General features: G+C 68.5%; 15 protein-coding genes and 1 pseudogene. 7 read left to right on the top strand and 9 right to left on the bottom strand.

Going from position 1 to position 16,549, the window contains the following annotated elements; genetic code table 11:
* Positions 1 to 179 precede the first annotated feature (179 nt).
* Complete coding sequence (locus tag ACR2JA_RS10925) at positions 180 to 3,134, top strand: ATP-binding protein (RefSeq protein ID WP_434009110.1); 2,955 nt, start codon at positions 180 to 182, stop codon at positions 3,132 to 3,134.
* A gap of 30 nt (positions 3,135 to 3,164) precedes the next feature.
* On the opposite strand, the gene ACR2JA_RS10930 is transcribed toward ACR2JA_RS10925, so the two are convergent.
* The 5 genes from ACR2JA_RS10930 to ACR2JA_RS10950 form a co-directional block, all read right to left on the bottom strand.
* Complete coding sequence (locus ACR2JA_RS10930; protein WP_434009111.1) at positions 3,165 to 3,647, bottom strand: SixA phosphatase family protein; 483 nt, start codon at positions 3,645 to 3,647, stop codon at positions 3,165 to 3,167.
* A gap of 179 nt (positions 3,648 to 3,826) precedes the next feature.
* Positions 3,827 to 5,911, bottom strand: a complete 2,085-nt coding sequence (gene ppk1 / locus ACR2JA_RS10935) for a polyphosphate kinase 1 (RefSeq protein WP_434009112.1) — start codon at positions 5,909 to 5,911, stop codon at positions 3,827 to 3,829.
* Between the two features lie 58 nt (positions 5,912 to 5,969).
* Positions 5,970 to 7,076 (bottom strand): glycosyltransferase family 4 protein, encoded by a 1,107-nt coding sequence (locus ACR2JA_RS10940; protein ID WP_434009113.1) that lies wholly within the window; start codon positions 7,074 to 7,076, stop codon positions 5,970 to 5,972.
* Positions 7,077 to 7,114: 38 nt separating this feature from the next.
* Positions 7,115 to 7,996, bottom strand: a complete 882-nt coding sequence (locus ACR2JA_RS10945; RefSeq protein ID WP_434009114.1) for a UDP-2,3-diacylglucosamine diphosphatase — start codon at positions 7,994 to 7,996, stop codon at positions 7,115 to 7,117.
* A 1-nt stretch (position 7,997) separates the two neighbouring features.
* Positions 7,998 to 8,849 (bottom strand): GNAT family N-acetyltransferase, encoded by an 852-nt coding sequence (locus tag ACR2JA_RS10950; protein ID WP_434009115.1) that lies wholly within the window; start codon positions 8,847 to 8,849, stop codon positions 7,998 to 8,000.
* A gap of 188 nt (positions 8,850 to 9,037) precedes the next feature.
* Here ACR2JA_RS10950 and ACR2JA_RS10955 point away from each other — a divergent pair, with 188 nt between their 5' ends.
* From ACR2JA_RS10955 to ACR2JA_RS10980, 6 genes are read left to right on the top strand one after another with little or no spacing between them, the layout of a single operon-like run.
* A complete protein-coding gene (locus tag ACR2JA_RS10955; protein WP_434009116.1) occupies positions 9,038 to 9,379 on the top strand; it encodes an ArsR/SmtB family transcription factor in 342 nt (113 codons plus the stop codon).
* 28 nt (positions 9,380 to 9,407) lie between these two features.
* Positions 9,408 to 9,878 (top strand): ArsI/CadI family heavy metal resistance metalloenzyme, encoded by a 471-nt coding sequence (locus tag ACR2JA_RS10960; protein ID WP_434009117.1) that lies wholly within the window; start codon positions 9,408 to 9,410, stop codon positions 9,876 to 9,878.
* A gap of 25 nt (positions 9,879 to 9,903) precedes the next feature.
* Entirely contained in the window at positions 9,904 to 10,407 is a 504-nt protein-coding gene (locus ACR2JA_RS10965) for an arsenate reductase ArsC (RefSeq protein ID WP_434009118.1), read from the top strand.
* 5 nt (positions 10,408 to 10,412) lie between these two features.
* Positions 10,413 to 11,441 (top strand): ACR3 family arsenite efflux transporter, encoded by a 1,029-nt coding sequence (arsB, locus tag ACR2JA_RS10970; RefSeq protein ID WP_434009119.1) that lies wholly within the window; start codon positions 10,413 to 10,415, stop codon positions 11,439 to 11,441.
* Positions 11,442 to 11,455: 14 nt separating this feature from the next.
* On the top strand, positions 11,456 to 12,079 hold the full coding sequence (locus tag ACR2JA_RS10975) for a DOMON-like domain-containing protein (RefSeq protein ID WP_434009120.1): 624 nt from the start codon (positions 11,456 to 11,458) through the stop codon (positions 12,077 to 12,079).
* Entirely contained in the window at positions 12,076 to 13,278 is a 1,203-nt protein-coding gene (locus ACR2JA_RS10980) for an exo-beta-N-acetylmuramidase NamZ family protein (protein ID WP_434009121.1), read from the top strand. Before ACR2JA_RS10975 ends, ACR2JA_RS10980 begins: the two co-directional genes overlap by 4 nt.
* Before the next feature lie 4 nt (positions 13,279 to 13,282).
* Here the strand turns inward: ACR2JA_RS10980 and ACR2JA_RS10985 are convergent, their stop codons facing one another.
* The 4 genes and pseudogenes from ACR2JA_RS10985 to ACR2JA_RS11000 form a co-directional block, all read right to left on the bottom strand.
* Positions 13,283 to 13,771, bottom strand: coding sequence for a GNAT family N-acetyltransferase (locus ACR2JA_RS10985; RefSeq protein WP_434009122.1), 489 nt, complete (start codon positions 13,769 to 13,771; stop codon positions 13,283 to 13,285).
* Complete coding sequence (gene glmM / locus ACR2JA_RS10990) at positions 13,771 to 15,105, bottom strand: phosphoglucosamine mutase (protein WP_434009123.1); 1,335 nt, start codon at positions 15,103 to 15,105, stop codon at positions 13,771 to 13,773. The genes ACR2JA_RS10985 and glmM overlap by 1 nt, the downstream gene beginning before the upstream one ends.
* A gap of 108 nt (positions 15,106 to 15,213) precedes the next feature.
* Positions 15,214 to 16,044: a dihydropteroate synthase gene (folP, locus tag ACR2JA_RS10995; RefSeq protein ID WP_434009124.1), complete on the bottom strand. Its 831-nt coding sequence runs from the start codon at positions 16,042 to 16,044 to the stop codon at positions 15,214 to 15,216.
* A gap of 67 nt (positions 16,045 to 16,111) precedes the next feature.
* Positions 16,112 to 16,549: pseudogene (locus ACR2JA_RS11000) on the bottom strand (ATP-dependent zinc metalloprotease FtsH); the annotation flags it as partial.

A 16,549-nucleotide genomic window follows, 5' to 3' on the forward strand; every position in this document is an offset into this window, starting at 1 on the left:
CTGCAGCGCCACGCCAGCGCGGCGCCCGGCGCCATCACCGTGACGGTGCCGGTGCTGCGCAGCATCACCGGCGCCGTGCGCCCGGTGGCGCGCTACCTGCTGACCCTGCCGCACCGGCACGAGCCCATGGACGTGTGCGCCGTGGAACCGCTGCCCGGCTGAACACCCCAGGCCCCGCTGTGACCGATACCCTGCCCAAGTCCCGCCGGCGCCTCTCGCTCGGCCCCGCCCTCATCGCCGCCCTGGTGCTGGCCGCCTTGGTGCCGGCGCTGCTGGTGTCGTGGCTGCTGTCGTCCAACAGCTCGCGGGCCATCGAAACCCTGGCCGAAAGCGCCATGAGCCAGGCCGCCCACCGGGTGGACGTGGGCGCCCTGGCCCACCTGGGCGAGTCGCACACCGTGGTCAACGCGCTGGTGCCGCCGTTCGTGACCAGCGGGGCCGAGGGCGAGCGCACGCGCCGCTGGCTCAAGGACACGCCCGCCTTCGAGCTGATGGCCTACGCGCTGACACAGCAGTCGCCCAACGTGCCCTACCTCTATTTCGGCACCGAAGACGGCAGCTTCTTCGGCCTGGAGCGCGAGGACGCCGGCTTCATCGTGCGCACCATCCGCCCTGGCGAGAGTGGCCGCCGTCACTACCTCCTCAGCGCCCCGGGCGACCGCAGCCAGCTGGTCAAGACCGAAACCAAGGTCTACGACCCGCGCCAGCGCCCCTGGTACCGGCTGGCGGCCAGCACCGGCCAGCGCGTGTTCACCGATGTGTACCGCTCGGCGGTGAAGAACCAGTTCGACCTCACGCTGGCGCAGCCCATCTACGACGCGGATCAGAAAACCCTGCTGGGCGTGATGGCGGTGGACATGAGCCTGGCGCGTCTGACCGAGCTGATCCGCAGCACCCGCATCAGCGAGAACGCGGTGACCTACCTGGTGGACGCCCAGGGCCTGATGGTGGCCACCTCGGTCGACGAGGACCTCAACAAGCCCATGGGCGGCAAGTTCCAGCGCATCACGCCCGAACAGAGCAAGGACCCGCTGGTGCAGGCCTCGTACCGGCTGTTCAAGAACCGCACCAACGGCGCGGCCAGCGGCCCCGGCCTGGTGCGCCTGGAAACCCGGCCCGACTGGTTGCAGCGCCTGGGCCTGACCAACAACCGCCTGATGGCGATGCAGCGCCCCTTCGGCCAGAAGTACCAGCTGAACTGGCAACTCATCGTGGTCGCCCCGGAACAGGACTTCACGCAGCAGGTCACGCGCGCGCGTCAATGGGCGCTGGCGGCCATGGCGGGGCTGATCGGCATCAGCGCGCTGGTCGCGTTTGTGGTGGCGCGGCGGCTCTCGGGCCAGTTCCGGCTGCTCAACAGCTCGGCGCTGCGCCTGGGGTCGGGCGACGTGCCGCCGGTGCAGCAGAGCACACGTTTTCGCGAGGTGCACAACCTCTCGCAGGTGATGCACGCCAGCGCGGTCAAGCTGCAGTCCTACCACGCGGAGGTGGAACAGAAGAACGAAGCCCTGCGCGAAGCCGCGCAGCTGCTGGAAGAGCGCGTGGCGCAGCGCACCGCCGAACTGGCCGCTTCGCGCGAGGAAGCGCTGGCCGCCGTCAAGGCCAAGGCCGGTTTCCTGGCGGTGATGAGCCACGAGATCCGCACGCCGCTGCACGGCGTGGTGGGCATGAGCGAGCTGCTGGCCGAATCGCCCCTGACGCCCACACAGCAGGACCTGCTGGGCGTGCTCAAGGTCTCCAGCGACCAGCTGCTGCACGTGGTGGACGACATCCTGGACTTCTCCAAGATCGAGTCGGGCAAGCTCGAACTGGAACACGAGGCGCTGGACGTGCGGGCCACCATCGGCCAGGTGGTCGACATGGTGCGCTTCAAGGCCCGTGAAAAAGGCCTGGCACTGATGCTGGACGTGGCACCCGAGGTGCCCGCCGCCATCCGCGGCGACGTGACCCGGCTGCGCCAGGTGCTGCTGAACCTGCTGTCCAACGCCATCAAGTTCACCGAACGCGGCAAGGTGGCGCTGTCGGTGCGCGCCCAAACCGACGACGGGCAGCCGGTGCTGGCCTTCAGCGTGACCGACACCGGCGCCGGCATCGTGCCCGAACGCCTGCCCCAGCTGTTCCAGCCTTTTGCGCAGGGCGACACGTCCACCGCGCGGGTGTACGGCGGCACCGGCCTGGGCCTGATGATCTGCAAGCACCTGGTGGCGCTGATGGGCGGCGCGATCGGCGTGGAGAGCACGCCCGGCCTGGGCTCGTGTTTCCGCTTCACCGTCCGCGCCGAACCGGCCGAGCTGGCCCAGGTACCGGTGCCACGCCACACCCCCCTGCCGCACGCGGCCCGCGCCGAGCGCGTGCTGGTGGTGGACGACCACCCGGTCAACCTCAAGGTGGCGGGCGCCATGCTGCAGCGCCTGGGCTACCCGCACGCCAGTGCGTCCGACGGCACCGACGCCCTGCGGGCGATCGAGGCCGCACACGCGGCCGGCGAACCCTTTGCCGTGGTGCTGCTGGACCAGCACATGCCCCATCTGGACGGCCCGGACACGGCCCGCGCCATCGTGCAGCGCTGGGGCGCGCAGGCGCCGGTGCTGATCGGCATGTCCGCGTCCAACCTGGGGCAAGACCACGGACGCGCCCTGGACGCCGGCATGCGCGAGCACCTGCCCAAGCCGCTGGAACTTGAACACCTGGCGCGCACGCTGCAGCGGTGGTGCCCCGCACGCGCCGACGCCCTGACACCGGCCACAGCCACGGCAGCGGAACCCGCTGCACCGGCCGACGCCCCCGCCCTGGACCCGCAGCGCTGGCAGGCACTGGCCGAATACGACGACGCGCACGGCAACCTGCGGCGCGAGATCGCGGGCGATTTCCTGGCCGCGCTGACCGAACGCAGGTCGCGCCTGGAGCGCGCTGCCGCGGACGGGGACGTGGCGGCACTCGAAGAAGCGGCCCATGGGCTGCGCGGCGCCGCCGACAACCTGGGCCTGAACGCTCTCGGCGGGCTGAGCCAGCAACTGGAAGCCGCGGCCGGACAAGGCCGGATCGACCACGCGGTGCTGGAGCAGCTGCGCACGTCCAGCGCATCGGCAGTGGAGGCCTTGAACGCTGCCCTCGCCGCCCTGCCCCGCGGCTGACGCGGGTTCAGGCCCTGGCGACCGAAAGGCTCAGAGCAGTTCGGGGGTCTGCACGGTGACGATCACCGTCTGCATCGCGCTGTTGCGCTCGCGCTGGCGCAGCCACCAGAGGGCCCCCTTTTTCATCGGGCAGTCCTCTTCGTTGAGGTGCAGCAGGCGGGCGATCACCCGGCCCAGCGTGGGCTGGTGACCGACCACCACCACCGGCGACTTGCCGTGAGGCCACTGCACCAGTTCCAGCAGGGCCAGCGGGTCGCCCTCGGGCAGCAGCTCGTCGCGCAACTTGAGCTTGCGGCCCAGGGCCAGCGCGGTCTGTTCGGTGCGCTGCGCCGGGCTGGCGAAGATGCGTGCGCCGTCCGGCAGCTGGCGATCCAGCCAGGCGGCCATGCGCGCGGCCTGTTTTTCGCCGCGCGGCGTCAGCTTGCGCGCCAGGTCCAGCGCATCGCCGGGCTGGCCGTGTGCCAGGTCGGGGTGTTCCTGGGCTTCGGCGTGGCGCCAGAGGATCAGTTCCATCGCGGGTTTTCGGTGGTGCAGAGGCTGAGAGGGAATGGGGCGTGCCCGAAAGGGCACCCCAAGGCGCCGTCGGTAAGGCGCAAAGCACAGCCGTGGGTCGGGCCACGGCGCGCATTTGCAACGCGGCCGGCGGTGTTTTGGGGTGTCAAGGCGGGCATGACCGATTGCCTCTCAGCCTCTTAGCCACGGCTGCCGTAACGCGCCATCAGGTGGTTCTGCGCCGAATGCTGCGGCGTGCGCGCCTTGCCCGCCGGCGCCGGCGTGGCAGCGGCGGGCAGGTAGCGGCCGTCGGGCTGCAGCAGCCAGGCGTCCTTGGTGTCGTGCAGGTAGGCGAGCAGGCATTCGTCGATGATGCGTTGACGCAGTGCGGCGTCGGTCACCGGCCAGGCCAGTTCCACACGCCGCAGCATGTTGCGGTTCATCCAGTCGGCGCTGGAGAGCCACAGACTCTCCGCCCCGTCGATGCGAAAGTAGAACACGCGCGAATGCTCCAGCAGGCGGCCAATGACCGAGCGCACGCGCACGTGGTCGGTCACGCCTGGCAGGCCGGCCGGCAGGATGCAGGCGCCGCGGATGATCAGGTCGATCTGCACCCCGGCTTGAGAAGCTTCGGCCAGGCAACGCGCCAGCGGCTCGTCGGTCAGCGCGTTCATCTTGAGCACGATGCGCGCCTCTTTGCCCGCCCGCGCGGCGGCGGCGGCGGCTTCGACCTGCTCGGTCATGGCCTTGTGCAGGAGGAACGGGGCGATCAGCGCCTTGTGCAGCCGGGGCAGCCGGTTCTGGCTGGCCAGGTGCAGAAAGATCTGGTCCATGTCGGCGGTCAGCGCCTCGTCGGCCGTGAGGTGGCTGATGTCGGTGTACAAGCGCGCCGTGCCGGGGTTGTAGTTGCCGGTCGACAGGTGGGCATAGCGGCGCAGGCGGCCCTTTTCGCGCCGCGTCACCAGCAGCATCTTGGCGTGGGTCTTCAGACCCACCACGCCGTACACCACCTGCGCGCCCACCGATTCGAGCCGCTCGGCGTAGTTGATGTTGGCCTCTTCGTCGAAGCGCGCCTTGAGCTCCACCACCGCGGTCACTTCCTTGCCACGGCGCACAGCCTCTCGCAGCAGGTCCATCAGCTCGGATTTGGCGCCGGTGCGGTAGATGGTCTGCTTGATCGCCAGCACGTCGGGGTCTTCCACCGCCTCGCGCAAAAACGCGAGCACGGCGTCGAAGCTCTCGTAGGGCTGGTGGATCAGCACGTCGCCCTGCTGCAGCCGTTCAAAAAAGCTCTGCCCAGGCGCCAGGTCCACCGGCCAGCCGCCGGTATAGCGCTCAAAGCGCAGCGCGGGCGCGTCCACCTGGTCGATCAGCTGGTTCAGCCGCACCAGGTTGACCGGGCCGGCCGCGCGGTACAGCGCGGGCGGCGGCAGGTCGAACTGCGCCAGCAGGAAATTGGACAGGTATTCGGAACAGCCGGCCGAGACCTCCAGCCGCAGCGCCTCGCCATAGTGGCGCTGCTGCAGACCTTTGCGGAGCGCGGTGCGCAGGTTCTTCACTTCTTCTTCATCCACCGCCAGGTCCGAATGGCGCGTGACGCGGAACTGCGAGAACTCGGTCACCTGCCGGCCGGTGAACAGGTCGGCCAGGTGCGAACGGATCAGGCTGGAGATGGAGACGAAGTGCGTCTGCTTGGAACCCTTGGCCTGGGGCATGCGCACGAAGCGCGGCAGGATGCGCGGCACCTTGACGATGGCGATCTCGTTCTCGCGCCCGAACGCATCCTTGCCCTTGAGGCGGACGATGAAGTTCAGCGACTTGTTGGCCACCTGCGGGAACGGGTGCGCCGGGTCCAGACCCACCGGCATCAGCAGCGGCTGCACCTGGCGCTGGAAGTATTCCTTGACCCAGCGGCGCTGGCGCGGGTTGCGTTCGCCGTGCGCCACCAGCTTGATGCCCTTCTTCTCCAGCAGGGGCAGCAGCTCGTCGTTGTAGATCGCGTACTGCTGCGCCACCAGGGTGTGCACCGTGGCCGAGACCCGCTCGTAGCTCTCTTCGGTGTAGGTGCCGCGCTGCTCGTGCGTCTTGCGCGCGGCCAGCTGGGGCGCCATGCGCACCTCGAAAAACTCGTCCAGGTTGCTGGAGACGATGCTGAGGTACCGCAGGCGTTCGAGCAGCGGCACATCGGTGCGCCGGGCCCAGTCCATCACGCGCTCGTTGAAGGCCAGGATGCTGTGGTCGCGGTCCAGGAGGGAGAGGCGGGGATGGGCAGGTGTGAGGCTCATGGAACCGGTGAAAGGCAGGCCCGTGGCGCCGGGAGTGCGCCACGTTTTTGACGATTATTCAACGGTGCGATGACGGTTGTGTGACAGTGGGCCGTGCGCCGGACAGCGGCACCGGGCGCGACACGACCTCGTTGCGCGGGCGGCGCAGGTGGCGCGGCAGCGGCGCCAGGAACGACGCGAACAGCTCGGCCGCGCGCGCCCAGCCAAATCGCTGCGCCCGCTCGCGTGCCAGGTGGCGCGGCACTTTCAGCGCCTCCTGCCAGGCCTGGCCCAGGTCTTCGCGCATCGCGCCGGCGCCGCTGTCGGCCAGCACCTGCAGCGGACCGTCCACCGGGTAGGCGGCCACCGGCACGCCGCAGGCCATGGCTTCGAGCATGACCAGGCCGAAGGTCTCGTTTTTGCTGGGAAAGACGAACACGTCGGCCGCCGCGTAGACCTGGGCCAGCTCGGTGCGCGGCAGCACGCCCAGCCAGTGCACGTTGGGGTAGCGGCCGCGCAGCTCACCTTCGAGCGGGCCCACGCCGCACACCACCTTGCTGCCGGGCACGTCCAGTTCCAGGAACGCAGCGATGTTCTTTTCGTAGGACACACGCCCCACGTACAGGCTCACGGGCCGCGCCAGGTGGCCCAAGCCGGGGCATTCGGTGGCCTGCGGTGCGAACGCAAACAGGCGCGTGTCCACGCCATGGGTCCATTCGCGCAGGTTCTGGAAACCGCGCTGCGCCAGCATGTCCAGCACGCCGCGGGTGGGCACCATGACCGCGGCGCTGGGCCGGTGGAAGTGGCGGAACAGCGCATAGCCCCAGGACAGCGGCACGCCCAGTGCGGCGTGCAGGATCTCGGGGAACTTGGTGTGGAAGGCGGTGGAAAACGGCAGGCCGCGGCGCAGGCAGTGGCGCCGCGCCGCCCAGCCCAGCGGTCCTTCGGTGGCGATGTGGATGGCGTCGGGTTGCGCGGCGCTGATCATCTGCGACAGGCGCCGCCCTGGCAGCACGGCAATGTCGATGCCCGCATAGCCCGGACATGGCCGGGTGCGGAACTGGCCAGGGTGGATGACCACGATCTGATGCCCCGCCGCTTGCAGCTGGCGCACCAGTTCCACCAGCGTGGTGACCACGCCATTGACCTGGGGCGACCAGGCGTCGGTCACGAGCAGCAATTTCATGGTGTCTCCGTTCGGATGATTGTGGGACGGCGGCGGTGTCAGGCCGTCTGATGCGCCGGTGGCGCGGTGGGTTCCGCGCGGGCAGTGGCCGCGGCGTGCCAGTGCACCAGCTCCAGCCGGCCGTCGAGGTGTTCGACCAGGGCCGACAGGCTTTCGACCCAGTCACCGTCGTTGCAATACAGCGTGCCGTCGATGTGCCGCATCTCGGCCCGGTGGATGTGGCCGCAGACCACACCCTGGTAGCCGCGCGAGCGCGCCTCGGCGGCCACCGCGCCCTCGAAATCGCTCACGTAGTTCACCGCGGTCTTGACCTTGTGCTTGAGGTACTGCGAGAGCGACCAGTACGGCTGGCCCATGCGCGCGCGCAGGCTGTTGAGGTGGCGGTTCAGCCGCAAGGTGAATTCGTACAGGTTGTCGCCCACGTAGGCCAGCCACTTGGCGCACTGGATCACGCCGTCAAAGTGGTCGCCGTGCACCACCCACAGGCGCTGGCCGTCGGCGGTGGTGTGCACGGCTTCGTTGCGCACTTCGATGCCACCGAAATGGTGGCCGTGGAACTGGCGCGCGAACTCGTCGTGGTTGCCGGGCACGAACACCACGCGGCAACCCTTGCGCGCGCGGCGCAACAGCTTCTGCACCACATCGTTGTGCGCCTGCGGCCAGAACCATTTGCGGCGCAACTGCCAGCCGTCGATGATGTCGCCCACCAGATACAGCGTCTGGCTGGGGTGGTGCTTGAGGAAATCCAGCAGCGCAGCGGCCTGGCAACCGGCCGTGCCCAGGTGCAGATCGGAAATGAAAACGGCCCGGTAACGGGGCCGTTCTCCTCCATCGCCATGGTGCTCGTCGTCGGCCTCGATGCCGGGGGGCAGAGCCCCCGTGAGCCCCCATCCACCCAGTGCCTCGAAAGCCGTGCGCATCTCAAGCCCCGAGGAAATGCTTGCGGTAGCGGGCCGGCAAGTCTTGCAGACGCATCATCAGCGGCAGGTCGGCGGCGTTGAAGTCTGGGTCCCAGGCCGGTGGGCCCAGCACCTTGGAACCCAGGCGCAGGTAGCCCTTGATCAGCGCGGGCGGCTCCACATCCAGCGTGTCGTCCAGCTGTTCCACCGGCAGGGGCAGGCGCGGGCGCACATGCCATTCGATGGACGCGAGGTGTTTCTCTTTGACCTGGCGCCAGATGCTGGCCGCGGCGTGACCACCGCCGACCATGCCGTGCGGGCCTTCCATATTCATCGGGATGCTGGCGCAGCCGATCATGGTGTCCAGCTGGTTGCGCACCATGAATTCGCCCAGCGCGCCCCAAAGGGCCATGATCACGCCGCCGTGGCGGTGGTCCGGGTGCACGCAGCTGCGGCCCAGTTCGACCATGCGCTCACGCAGGGTGCGCAAGCGGGTCAGGTCGAATTCGGTGTCGCTGTAGGTGCTGCCCACGCGCCTGGCCTGGGCGGGGGTGAGCACGCGGTAGGTGCCGATCACCTGGCGGCTGGCGGCGTCGCGCACCAGCAGGTGTTCACAGTAGTCGTCGAACAGGTCCACGTCGTGGCCGGGCACGGTCTTGGGCAGACGTGCGCCCATTTCACCGGCGAAGACGGCAAACCTCAGGCGCTGCGCTTCCCGAACCTCGTCCAGGTGACGCGCCCAGGAGACTTCGATGCCGCCGGGCGCGGCCGGCGCCACCAGCGGCTGAGGCTGGAAATCGGTGCGGGGATGAAGCGACCCCCGTGGCAGGGCGATGGTGGCGATGTCCAGTGTGGGGGTGGGCAGCTCTTTCATGGGGTGCTCCGGTTGGGGCGTCCGCCGGGGACGCGGGGTGGTTTTCACTCAGGTTCGTCAGCGATTCTGGAAACCGGGCGTGACCCCCGCGTGGCACTCGCATGAAGCTTTCATGACATCGCCACAAAGCCCCTTCCTGCCACCACAAAAAGCGCTGCCCACCTCATTAATTCAACTATCATTGAACTATGGAAACAATAAACCCCATCGAACAGCAAGCGGTGCGCGCCCTCTCGGCGCTGGCCCAGGTGCAGCGGTTGCGCGCCTTCCGCGCCCTGGTGGTGGCCGGCCCTGAAGGCCTGACGCCCGGCGCCATGGCGGCGCAGCTGGAGATCGCGCCCAGCGCCCTGTCCTTCCACCTCAAGGAACTGGCCCACGCCGACCTGGTGAGCGTGGAGCCGCAGGGCCGGCACCTGATTTACCGCGCCCAGTTTCAGCGCATGAACGGTCTGCTGGCCTACCTGACCGAGCACTGCTGCGCCGGCCAGCCCTGCGAGGCCGTGCCCGCACCCAGCTGCCGGGATTGCTGATCCCCCACCCCACTCTGGAGACCCCGCCATGAAACGCTTCCACGTCCACCTTCACGTGCAGAACCTGCAAAAGAACATCGGCTTCTACTCGGCCCTGTTCCACCAGCCACCCACCCGCACCGAGGCCGATTACGCCAAGTGGATGCTGGAAGACCCGCCGGTGAACTTCGCCATCTCGACGCGTGGGGAAGGCATCGGGCTGGACCACCTGGGTTTCCAGGTCGACTCGGCCGACGAGCTGACCGCCCTCAAGGCGCAGGCGCAGCAGGCCGATCTGGCCCTGCTCGACGAAGGCGAAACCACCTGCTGCTATGCGCGCAGTGACAAACACTGGATCACCGACCCGCAGGGCGTGGCCTGGGAACAGTTCCACACGCTGGACAACATCCCTGTGTTCCGCGAAACGGCGCCCACCGCGGGCGCCGCCTGCTGCGCGCCGGCCACCCCCACACCACCGGCCGCGCAGGCCGCCTGTTGCAACCCCGGCAGCCGCTGCTGACCATCCACCCCACCGATCCCCGCCCATGAGCACCAACACCCTGAACGTCCTGTTCCTCTGCACCCACAACTCGGCCCGCAGCATCCTGGCCGAAGCCGTCCTCAACCACCTCGGAGGGCAGCGCTTTCGGGCCTATTCGGCCGGCAGCAGCCCGCGCGAGCACCAGCAGCCCAACCCGCTGGCCCTGCGCGCCCTGCAGGACGCGGGCATGTCCACCGACGGCTTGCACAGCAAGAGCTGGGACGCGTTCGCCGGCCCCGACGCGCCGCACATGGACCTGATCATCACGGTGTGTGACAACGCGGCCGGCGAAGCCTGCCCGGTCTGGCCCGGCCATCCCGCCACCGCCCACTGGGGCTATGCCGATCCGTCCAACGCCACCGGCAGCGATGAGGACCGCCTGCACGCCTTCAAGCAGACCCTGCTGGCGATCCACCGCCGCATGGAACTGCTGATCAACCTGCCCCCGGCGGGCCTGGACCGACTGTTGCTGCAACAGCAGGCCCGCGAACTGGCCAACCGGGATTGACGCGCATGGGACTGTTTGAACGCTACCTCACCGTCTGGGTCGGCCTGGGCATCCTCGCCGGCGTGGGCCTGGGCCTGCTCACCCCCGCCAGCTTTGCGGCCATCGCCGCCATCGAGTTCGCCCACGTCAACCTCATCGTCGCGGTGCTCATCTGGGTGATGATTTATCCCATGATGATCCAGATCGACTTTGCGGCGGTGCGCGATGTCGGTAAACGGCCGCAAGGCCTGCTGCTCACCGTGGTCATCAACTGGCTCATCAAGCCCTTCACCATGGCGGCGCTGGGCGTGCTGTTCTTCCGCTACCTGTTCGCCGGCTGGGTCGATCCGCAATCGGCCAGCGAATACATCGCCGGCATGATCCTGCTGGGGGTGGCGCCCTGCACCGCGATGGTGTTCGTGTGGAGCCAGCTCACCAAGGGCGACCCCAACTACACCCTGGTGCAGGTCTCGGTGAACGACCTGATCATGGTGTTCGCCTTCGCCCCCATCGCCGCTTTTCTGCTGGGCGTGACCGACCTGACCGTGCCGTGGGAAACGCTGTTGCTGTCGACCCTGCTGTACGTGGTGCTGCCGCTGGCGGCCGGCGTGCTGACGCGGCAGGCGCTGCGCGGGCGCGGTGGCGAAGTGGCCGTGAGCGCCTTCGTGAAAGTGCTCAAGCCCTGGTCGGTGGTCGGCCTGATCGCCACCGTCGTGCTGCTGTTCGGCTTCCAGGCCCAGACCATCGTGGCGCAGCCCGCGGTCATCGCGCTCATCGCCGTGCCGCTGCTGATCCAGACCTACGGCATCTTCGCCATCGGCTACATCGGGGCGCGCTGGCTCAAGCTGCCGCACGACATCGCAGCACCGGCCTGCCTGATCGGCACCTCCAACTTCTTCGAACTCGCCGTGGCCGTGGCCATTTCGCTCTTCGGTCTGCACTCCGGTGCCGCACTGGCCACCGTGGTCGGCGTGCTGGTGGAGGTGCCGGTGATGCTGTCGCTGGTGGCGCTGCTCAACCGCATCGGGCAGCGCGGCGGGCCACAGACGGCCTGAGAGAATACGGGGCTGTGACAAACGCCCCGACCTCTTCTGCCCGACGACCCGCCGCACAGCACACGCTGGTCTGCCACCCCGCCACTCCCTGTGTCCTGCCATTGCAGATCGGTGTGGACCTGTCGCTGGCCGGCAGCGCAGCCGGCCCGGGCTTGGTGCTGCGCTACGAGGTGCTGGGCGACATCGGCCGTCTGCGCCTGCCCACGCCGATGCCCCACGGCCCGGCGGATGGCCTGTGGCAACACACCTGCTTCGAAGCCTTCGTCGGCCTGACCGGCGATGCGGCGTACCGCGAGTTCAACTTCGCCCCCTCAGGCCAATGGGCGGCCTACCGCTTCAGCGCCGAACGCCAGCGCGATGCTGCCGCCGAAGCGGCACAAGCCCCGGTCTCGCCGCCGATCGAGCTGCACGCCGCGGCCGACCGTCTCTGCCTGCAGGTGTGGTTGCCGCTGAACGCCCTGCCCGATCCCACCGTGCGCTGGGACGTCGGCCTGACGGCGGTGATCGAAACCACCGACGGCCAGCTCAGCTACTGGGCGCTGCAACACCCCGGCGCACGCCCCGACTTCCACCACCGTGGCGGCTGGCAAACCTTGACCGGCCTGCACGCCCTTCTTTCATCCGCACCGACCCCATGAAATTCGGCCTCGAACGCTTCCTCGAAGACCCCGCGCTGCGCGCGCCCCTGGCCGGCCGCCGCGTCGCCCTGCTCGCCCACCCCGCCTCCGTCACACGCGACCTGACCCATTCGCTCGACGCCCTGGCCGCCCTGCCCGACGTCGAGCTCACGGCGGCCTTCGGCCCGCAGCACGGCCTGCGCGGCGACAAGCAGGACAACATGGTCGAGTCACCCGACTTCACCGACCCCGCGCTGGGCATCCCGGTGTTCAGCCTGTACGGCACGGTGCGACGCCCGACCGACGCCATGATGGACACGTTCGACGTGCTGCTGGTCGACCTGCAGGACCTGGGTTGCCGCATCTACACCTTAATCACCACGCTGCGCTACGTGCTGGAAGCCGCCGCCCAGCACGGCAACGCGGTCTGGGTGCTGGACCGCCCCAACCCCGCCGGCCGCCCGGTGGAAGGCACGCTGCTGCGCGAAGGATGGGAAAGCTTCGTCGGCGCCGGCCCCATGCCCATGCGCCACGGCATGACCATGGGCGAGCTGGGCCACTGGTTCGTTGCCCAGCTCAAGCTGAACGTGGAATACCGCGTCATCACCATGGAAGGCTGGGTGCCTGAAGCCGCACCCGGCTTCGGCTGGCCCACCGATCGCACCTGGGTCAACCCCAGCCCGAACGCCGCCAATCTCTGGATGGCCCGCGCCTACGCCGGTACCGTGATGCTCGAAGGCACCACCCTCAGCGAAGGCCGTGGCACCACGCGCCCGCTCGAACTGTTCGGCGCACCCGGTATCGACACCACCCGCCTGCTGGCCGACATGCGCCGCATCGCGCCGCAGTGGCTGGCTGGCTGCCGGCTGCGCGCCTGCTGGTTCGAGCCCACCTTCCACAAACACGTCGGCCAGCTCTGCGCCGGCGTGCAGATCCATGTGGAAGACCCTTTGCACTACGACCACGCGGCCTTCCAGCCCTGGCGCCTGCAAGCCCTGGCGTTCAAGGCGCTGCGCGAGCAGCAGCCCGACTATCCGCTGTGGCGCGACTTCGCCTACGAGTACGAACACGACCGCCTGGCCATCGACCTCATCAACGGCGGGCCGGCGCTGCGCGAGTGGGTGGACGATCCGGCGTCCACCGCGGCCGATCTGGAAGCGGTGGCCGGGCCGGACGAGGCTGCCTGGATGGAAACCCGGCAGCCGTATCTGCTTTACTGAGCGCTCACAGCCATTTCTGGAAGAACTGGGCGGTGCCCATCGCCGGGTCGAGCTGGTAACCGGCGTAGCCTATGCGCGTGTAGAGCTTCACCGCCGGCACATTGCCCGACAGCACCTCCAGCGTCATCTTCACCGCACCGCGTTCACGGGCGATGGTTTCGGCCAGGGCCAGCATCTGCTCGGCGATGCCGCGGCCGCGGTGGCTGGCGAGCACCGCCACGTCGTGCACGTTGACCAGCGGCTTGCATTTGAAGGTGGAAAAACCTTCGATGCAGTTGACCAGACCGACCGGTGCATCACCATCAAAAGCGATGATGCTGAAGGCCTGCGGTCGCAAAGCCAGTTCACGGACCAGGTTCGCTTTCGCGAAGTCCGACAGCGGCTCACCACCGCCGGCCGGGTCGCTCGCGTACGCGTCCAGCAGCATCACGATGGCTGCTCCATCGGCCGGGTCGGTGTACTCCGCCCGACGGACCAACAGATCGGCCGCCATCAACCGGCCTTCACCGCGGCGACCAGCCGCTCGGCACAGGCGTGGGCCTGCTGAGGATCTTGTGCTTCCACCATCACACGCAGCAGCGGCTCGGTACCGCTGGCGCGGATCAGCACGCGGCCGGTTTCACCGAGCTCGGCTTCCACTGCTTGTGTTTCAGCAGGCAGCAGCGTGTTGGCCTTCCAGTCCTGACCGGGCTGCAGGCGCACATTGATCAGGGTCTGCGGGAACAGGGTCACATCGGCCAGCAACTGCGCCATGGTCTTGCCGCTGTCCACGCAAGCGTGCAGCACCTGCAGCGCCGACACCAGTCCGTCGCCGGTGGTGTGGCGGTCCAGCACCAGCAGGTGGCCCGACCCCTCACCGCCCAGCACCCAGCCATGGCGCTCCAATTCTTCCAGTACATAGCGGTCGCCCACCTTGGCGCGCACGAACTTCACGCCCTTCTTCTTGAAAGCCACTTCCACTGCCATGTTGGTCATCAGCGTGCCCACCACGCCCGGCACGTCGATGTCGCGTGCGATGCGGTCGGCCGCGATCAGGTACAGCAGCTCGTCACCGTTGAACAGGCGGCCGGTCGCGTCCACCATCTGCAGGCGGTCGGCGTCGCCATCGAGCGCGATGCCGTAATGCGCGCCGCGTTCTTTCACAGCGGCGACCAGGGCCTCGGGGTGGGTGGCGCCCACGCCTTTGTTGATGTTCAGGCCGTCCGGGCTGCAGCCGATCTTGATGACCTCGGCCCCCAGTTCGTGGAACACGTCGGGCGCGATGTGGTACGCCGCGCCGTTGGCGCCATCGACCACAATCTTCAGGCCTTTGAGACTGAAGCTGTGCGAACAGGTGCTCTTGCAGAACTCGATGTAACGACCGGCCGCATCGTCCAGCCGGCGCGACTTGCCCAGGTTGGCGGAGTCCACCCAGACCGGGGCCTCGTCCAGCGCGGCCTCCACGGCCAGCTCCCAGTCGTCCGGCAGCTTGGTGCCCTGGGCGCTGAAAAACTTGATGCCGTTGTCGGCAAATGGGTTGTGGCTGGCGCTGATGACCACGCCCAGGCTGGCCCGCTGCGCCCGCGTGAGGTAGGCCACCGCCGGCGTCGGAACCGGCCCGAGTAACAGCACATCGACCCCTGCCGAGTTGAAACCCGACTCCAGCGCGGCTTCGAGCATGTAGCCGGAAATGCGGGTGTCCTTGCCGATCAGCACCGTGGGACGCGCTTCGCTGCGCTTGAGCACGCGGCCTACAGCGTGCGCCAGGCGCAGCACGAAATCGGGGGTGATGGGCGCCTGGCCGACCGTGCCGCGGATGCCATCGGTGCCGAAATATTTGCGGGTCATGCCTTGTCCTCTGCTGTTGCTTTGCTGTTCTTCTGCGGGCAGCACAGGTCTGCTGCGCCTCGCCGGCCAGAAACCGGCCAGCCCCGGATTATCAATGTGACGCTGGCGTCAAGCTGTCGTGACCGCCCGCCAGACCTTGAGCGCGTCCACTGTGTCACGCACATCGTGCACCCGCACGATGCGCGCCCCGCGGTCTACCGCCAGCAGCGCCGCCGCGACACTCGCGGCCACCCGATCGCCGGGTTGCTCGCGGCCGGTCACCGCGCCCAGCGACGACTTGCGAGACCAGCCCGCCAGCAGCGGGTAGCCCAGGCCCAGCAGTTCGGCCTGACGCTCCAGCAAACTGAAGTTTTGCGCCACCGTCTTGCCGAACCCGATGCCGGGGTCCAGCGTGATGCGGTCCACCGCCACGCCCAGGGCGTGCAAGGCATCGGCACGCTCGCGCAGGAAGGCGCTCACAGGCACCAGCACATCGCCGTCCATGGGCACGGCCTGCATGGTCTGCGGGTCGCGGTGCATGTGCATCAGGCAAACGCCACAGGCCGGATGCGCCGCCACTGCTCGCAGGGCATCGCCACGGCGCAGCGCCCAGACGTCGTTGACGATGTCGGCCCCCAGGTCCAGCACGGCGCGCATCACCTCGGGCTTGTACGTGTCGACCGACACCGGCACACCCATGCCCACCGCACCGCGCACCACCGGCAGCACACGTGCCAGTTCTTCGTCCAGCGCCACGGCCGGACTGCCCGGCCGGGTCGACTCCCCCCCGATGTCCAGGATGTCCACGCCGTCGCGAAGCAGCTGTTCGCAATGCCGCAAGGCAGCAGCGGTGCTGGCGTGCTGCCCGCCGTCGGAAAAGGAGTCGGGCGTCACGTTGACGATGCCCATGACCTGCGGGCGGCTCAGATCGATCTGAAAGCGCGTGGTTTGCCAGTGCATGAAGTGAAAGACTCTGGAAAGGACAACGGGGCCCAAAGGCCCCGTTGAAGGAGAAGCGCGTCGACGGTCAGGCCGCTGTGGGCGCCGGATCGGTGCTCACCGCCGGTGTGCCACCGCTGCCACCACCACCCACCGAGGGGTTGCGCGGCGTCCAGTCTTTGGGCGGACGGGGAGGCTTGCCGGCCATGATGTCGTCAATCTGCTCGGCGTCAATGGTTTCCCACTCCAGCAGGGCGGTCGCCATGGCGTGCATCTTGTCGCTGTGTTCCTCGATCAGGTCACGCGCCAGCTTGTACTGAGCGTCGATGATGCGGCGCACCTCGCCGTCCACCTTCTGCATGGTCTGCTCGCTCATGTTGGTGGTCTTGGTCACCGAACGGCCCAGGAACACCTCGCCCTCGTTTTCGGCGTAGACCATCGGGCCCAGTGCATCGGTCATGCCGTAGCGCATGACCATGTCGCGGGCGATGGAGGTTGCACGCTCGAAGTCGTTGCTGGCGCCGGT

The organism is Hydrogenophaga sp. (genome assembly GCF_051007235.1).
Taxonomy (GTDB): Bacteria; Pseudomonadota; Gammaproteobacteria; order Burkholderiales; family Burkholderiaceae_C; genus Hydrogenophaga.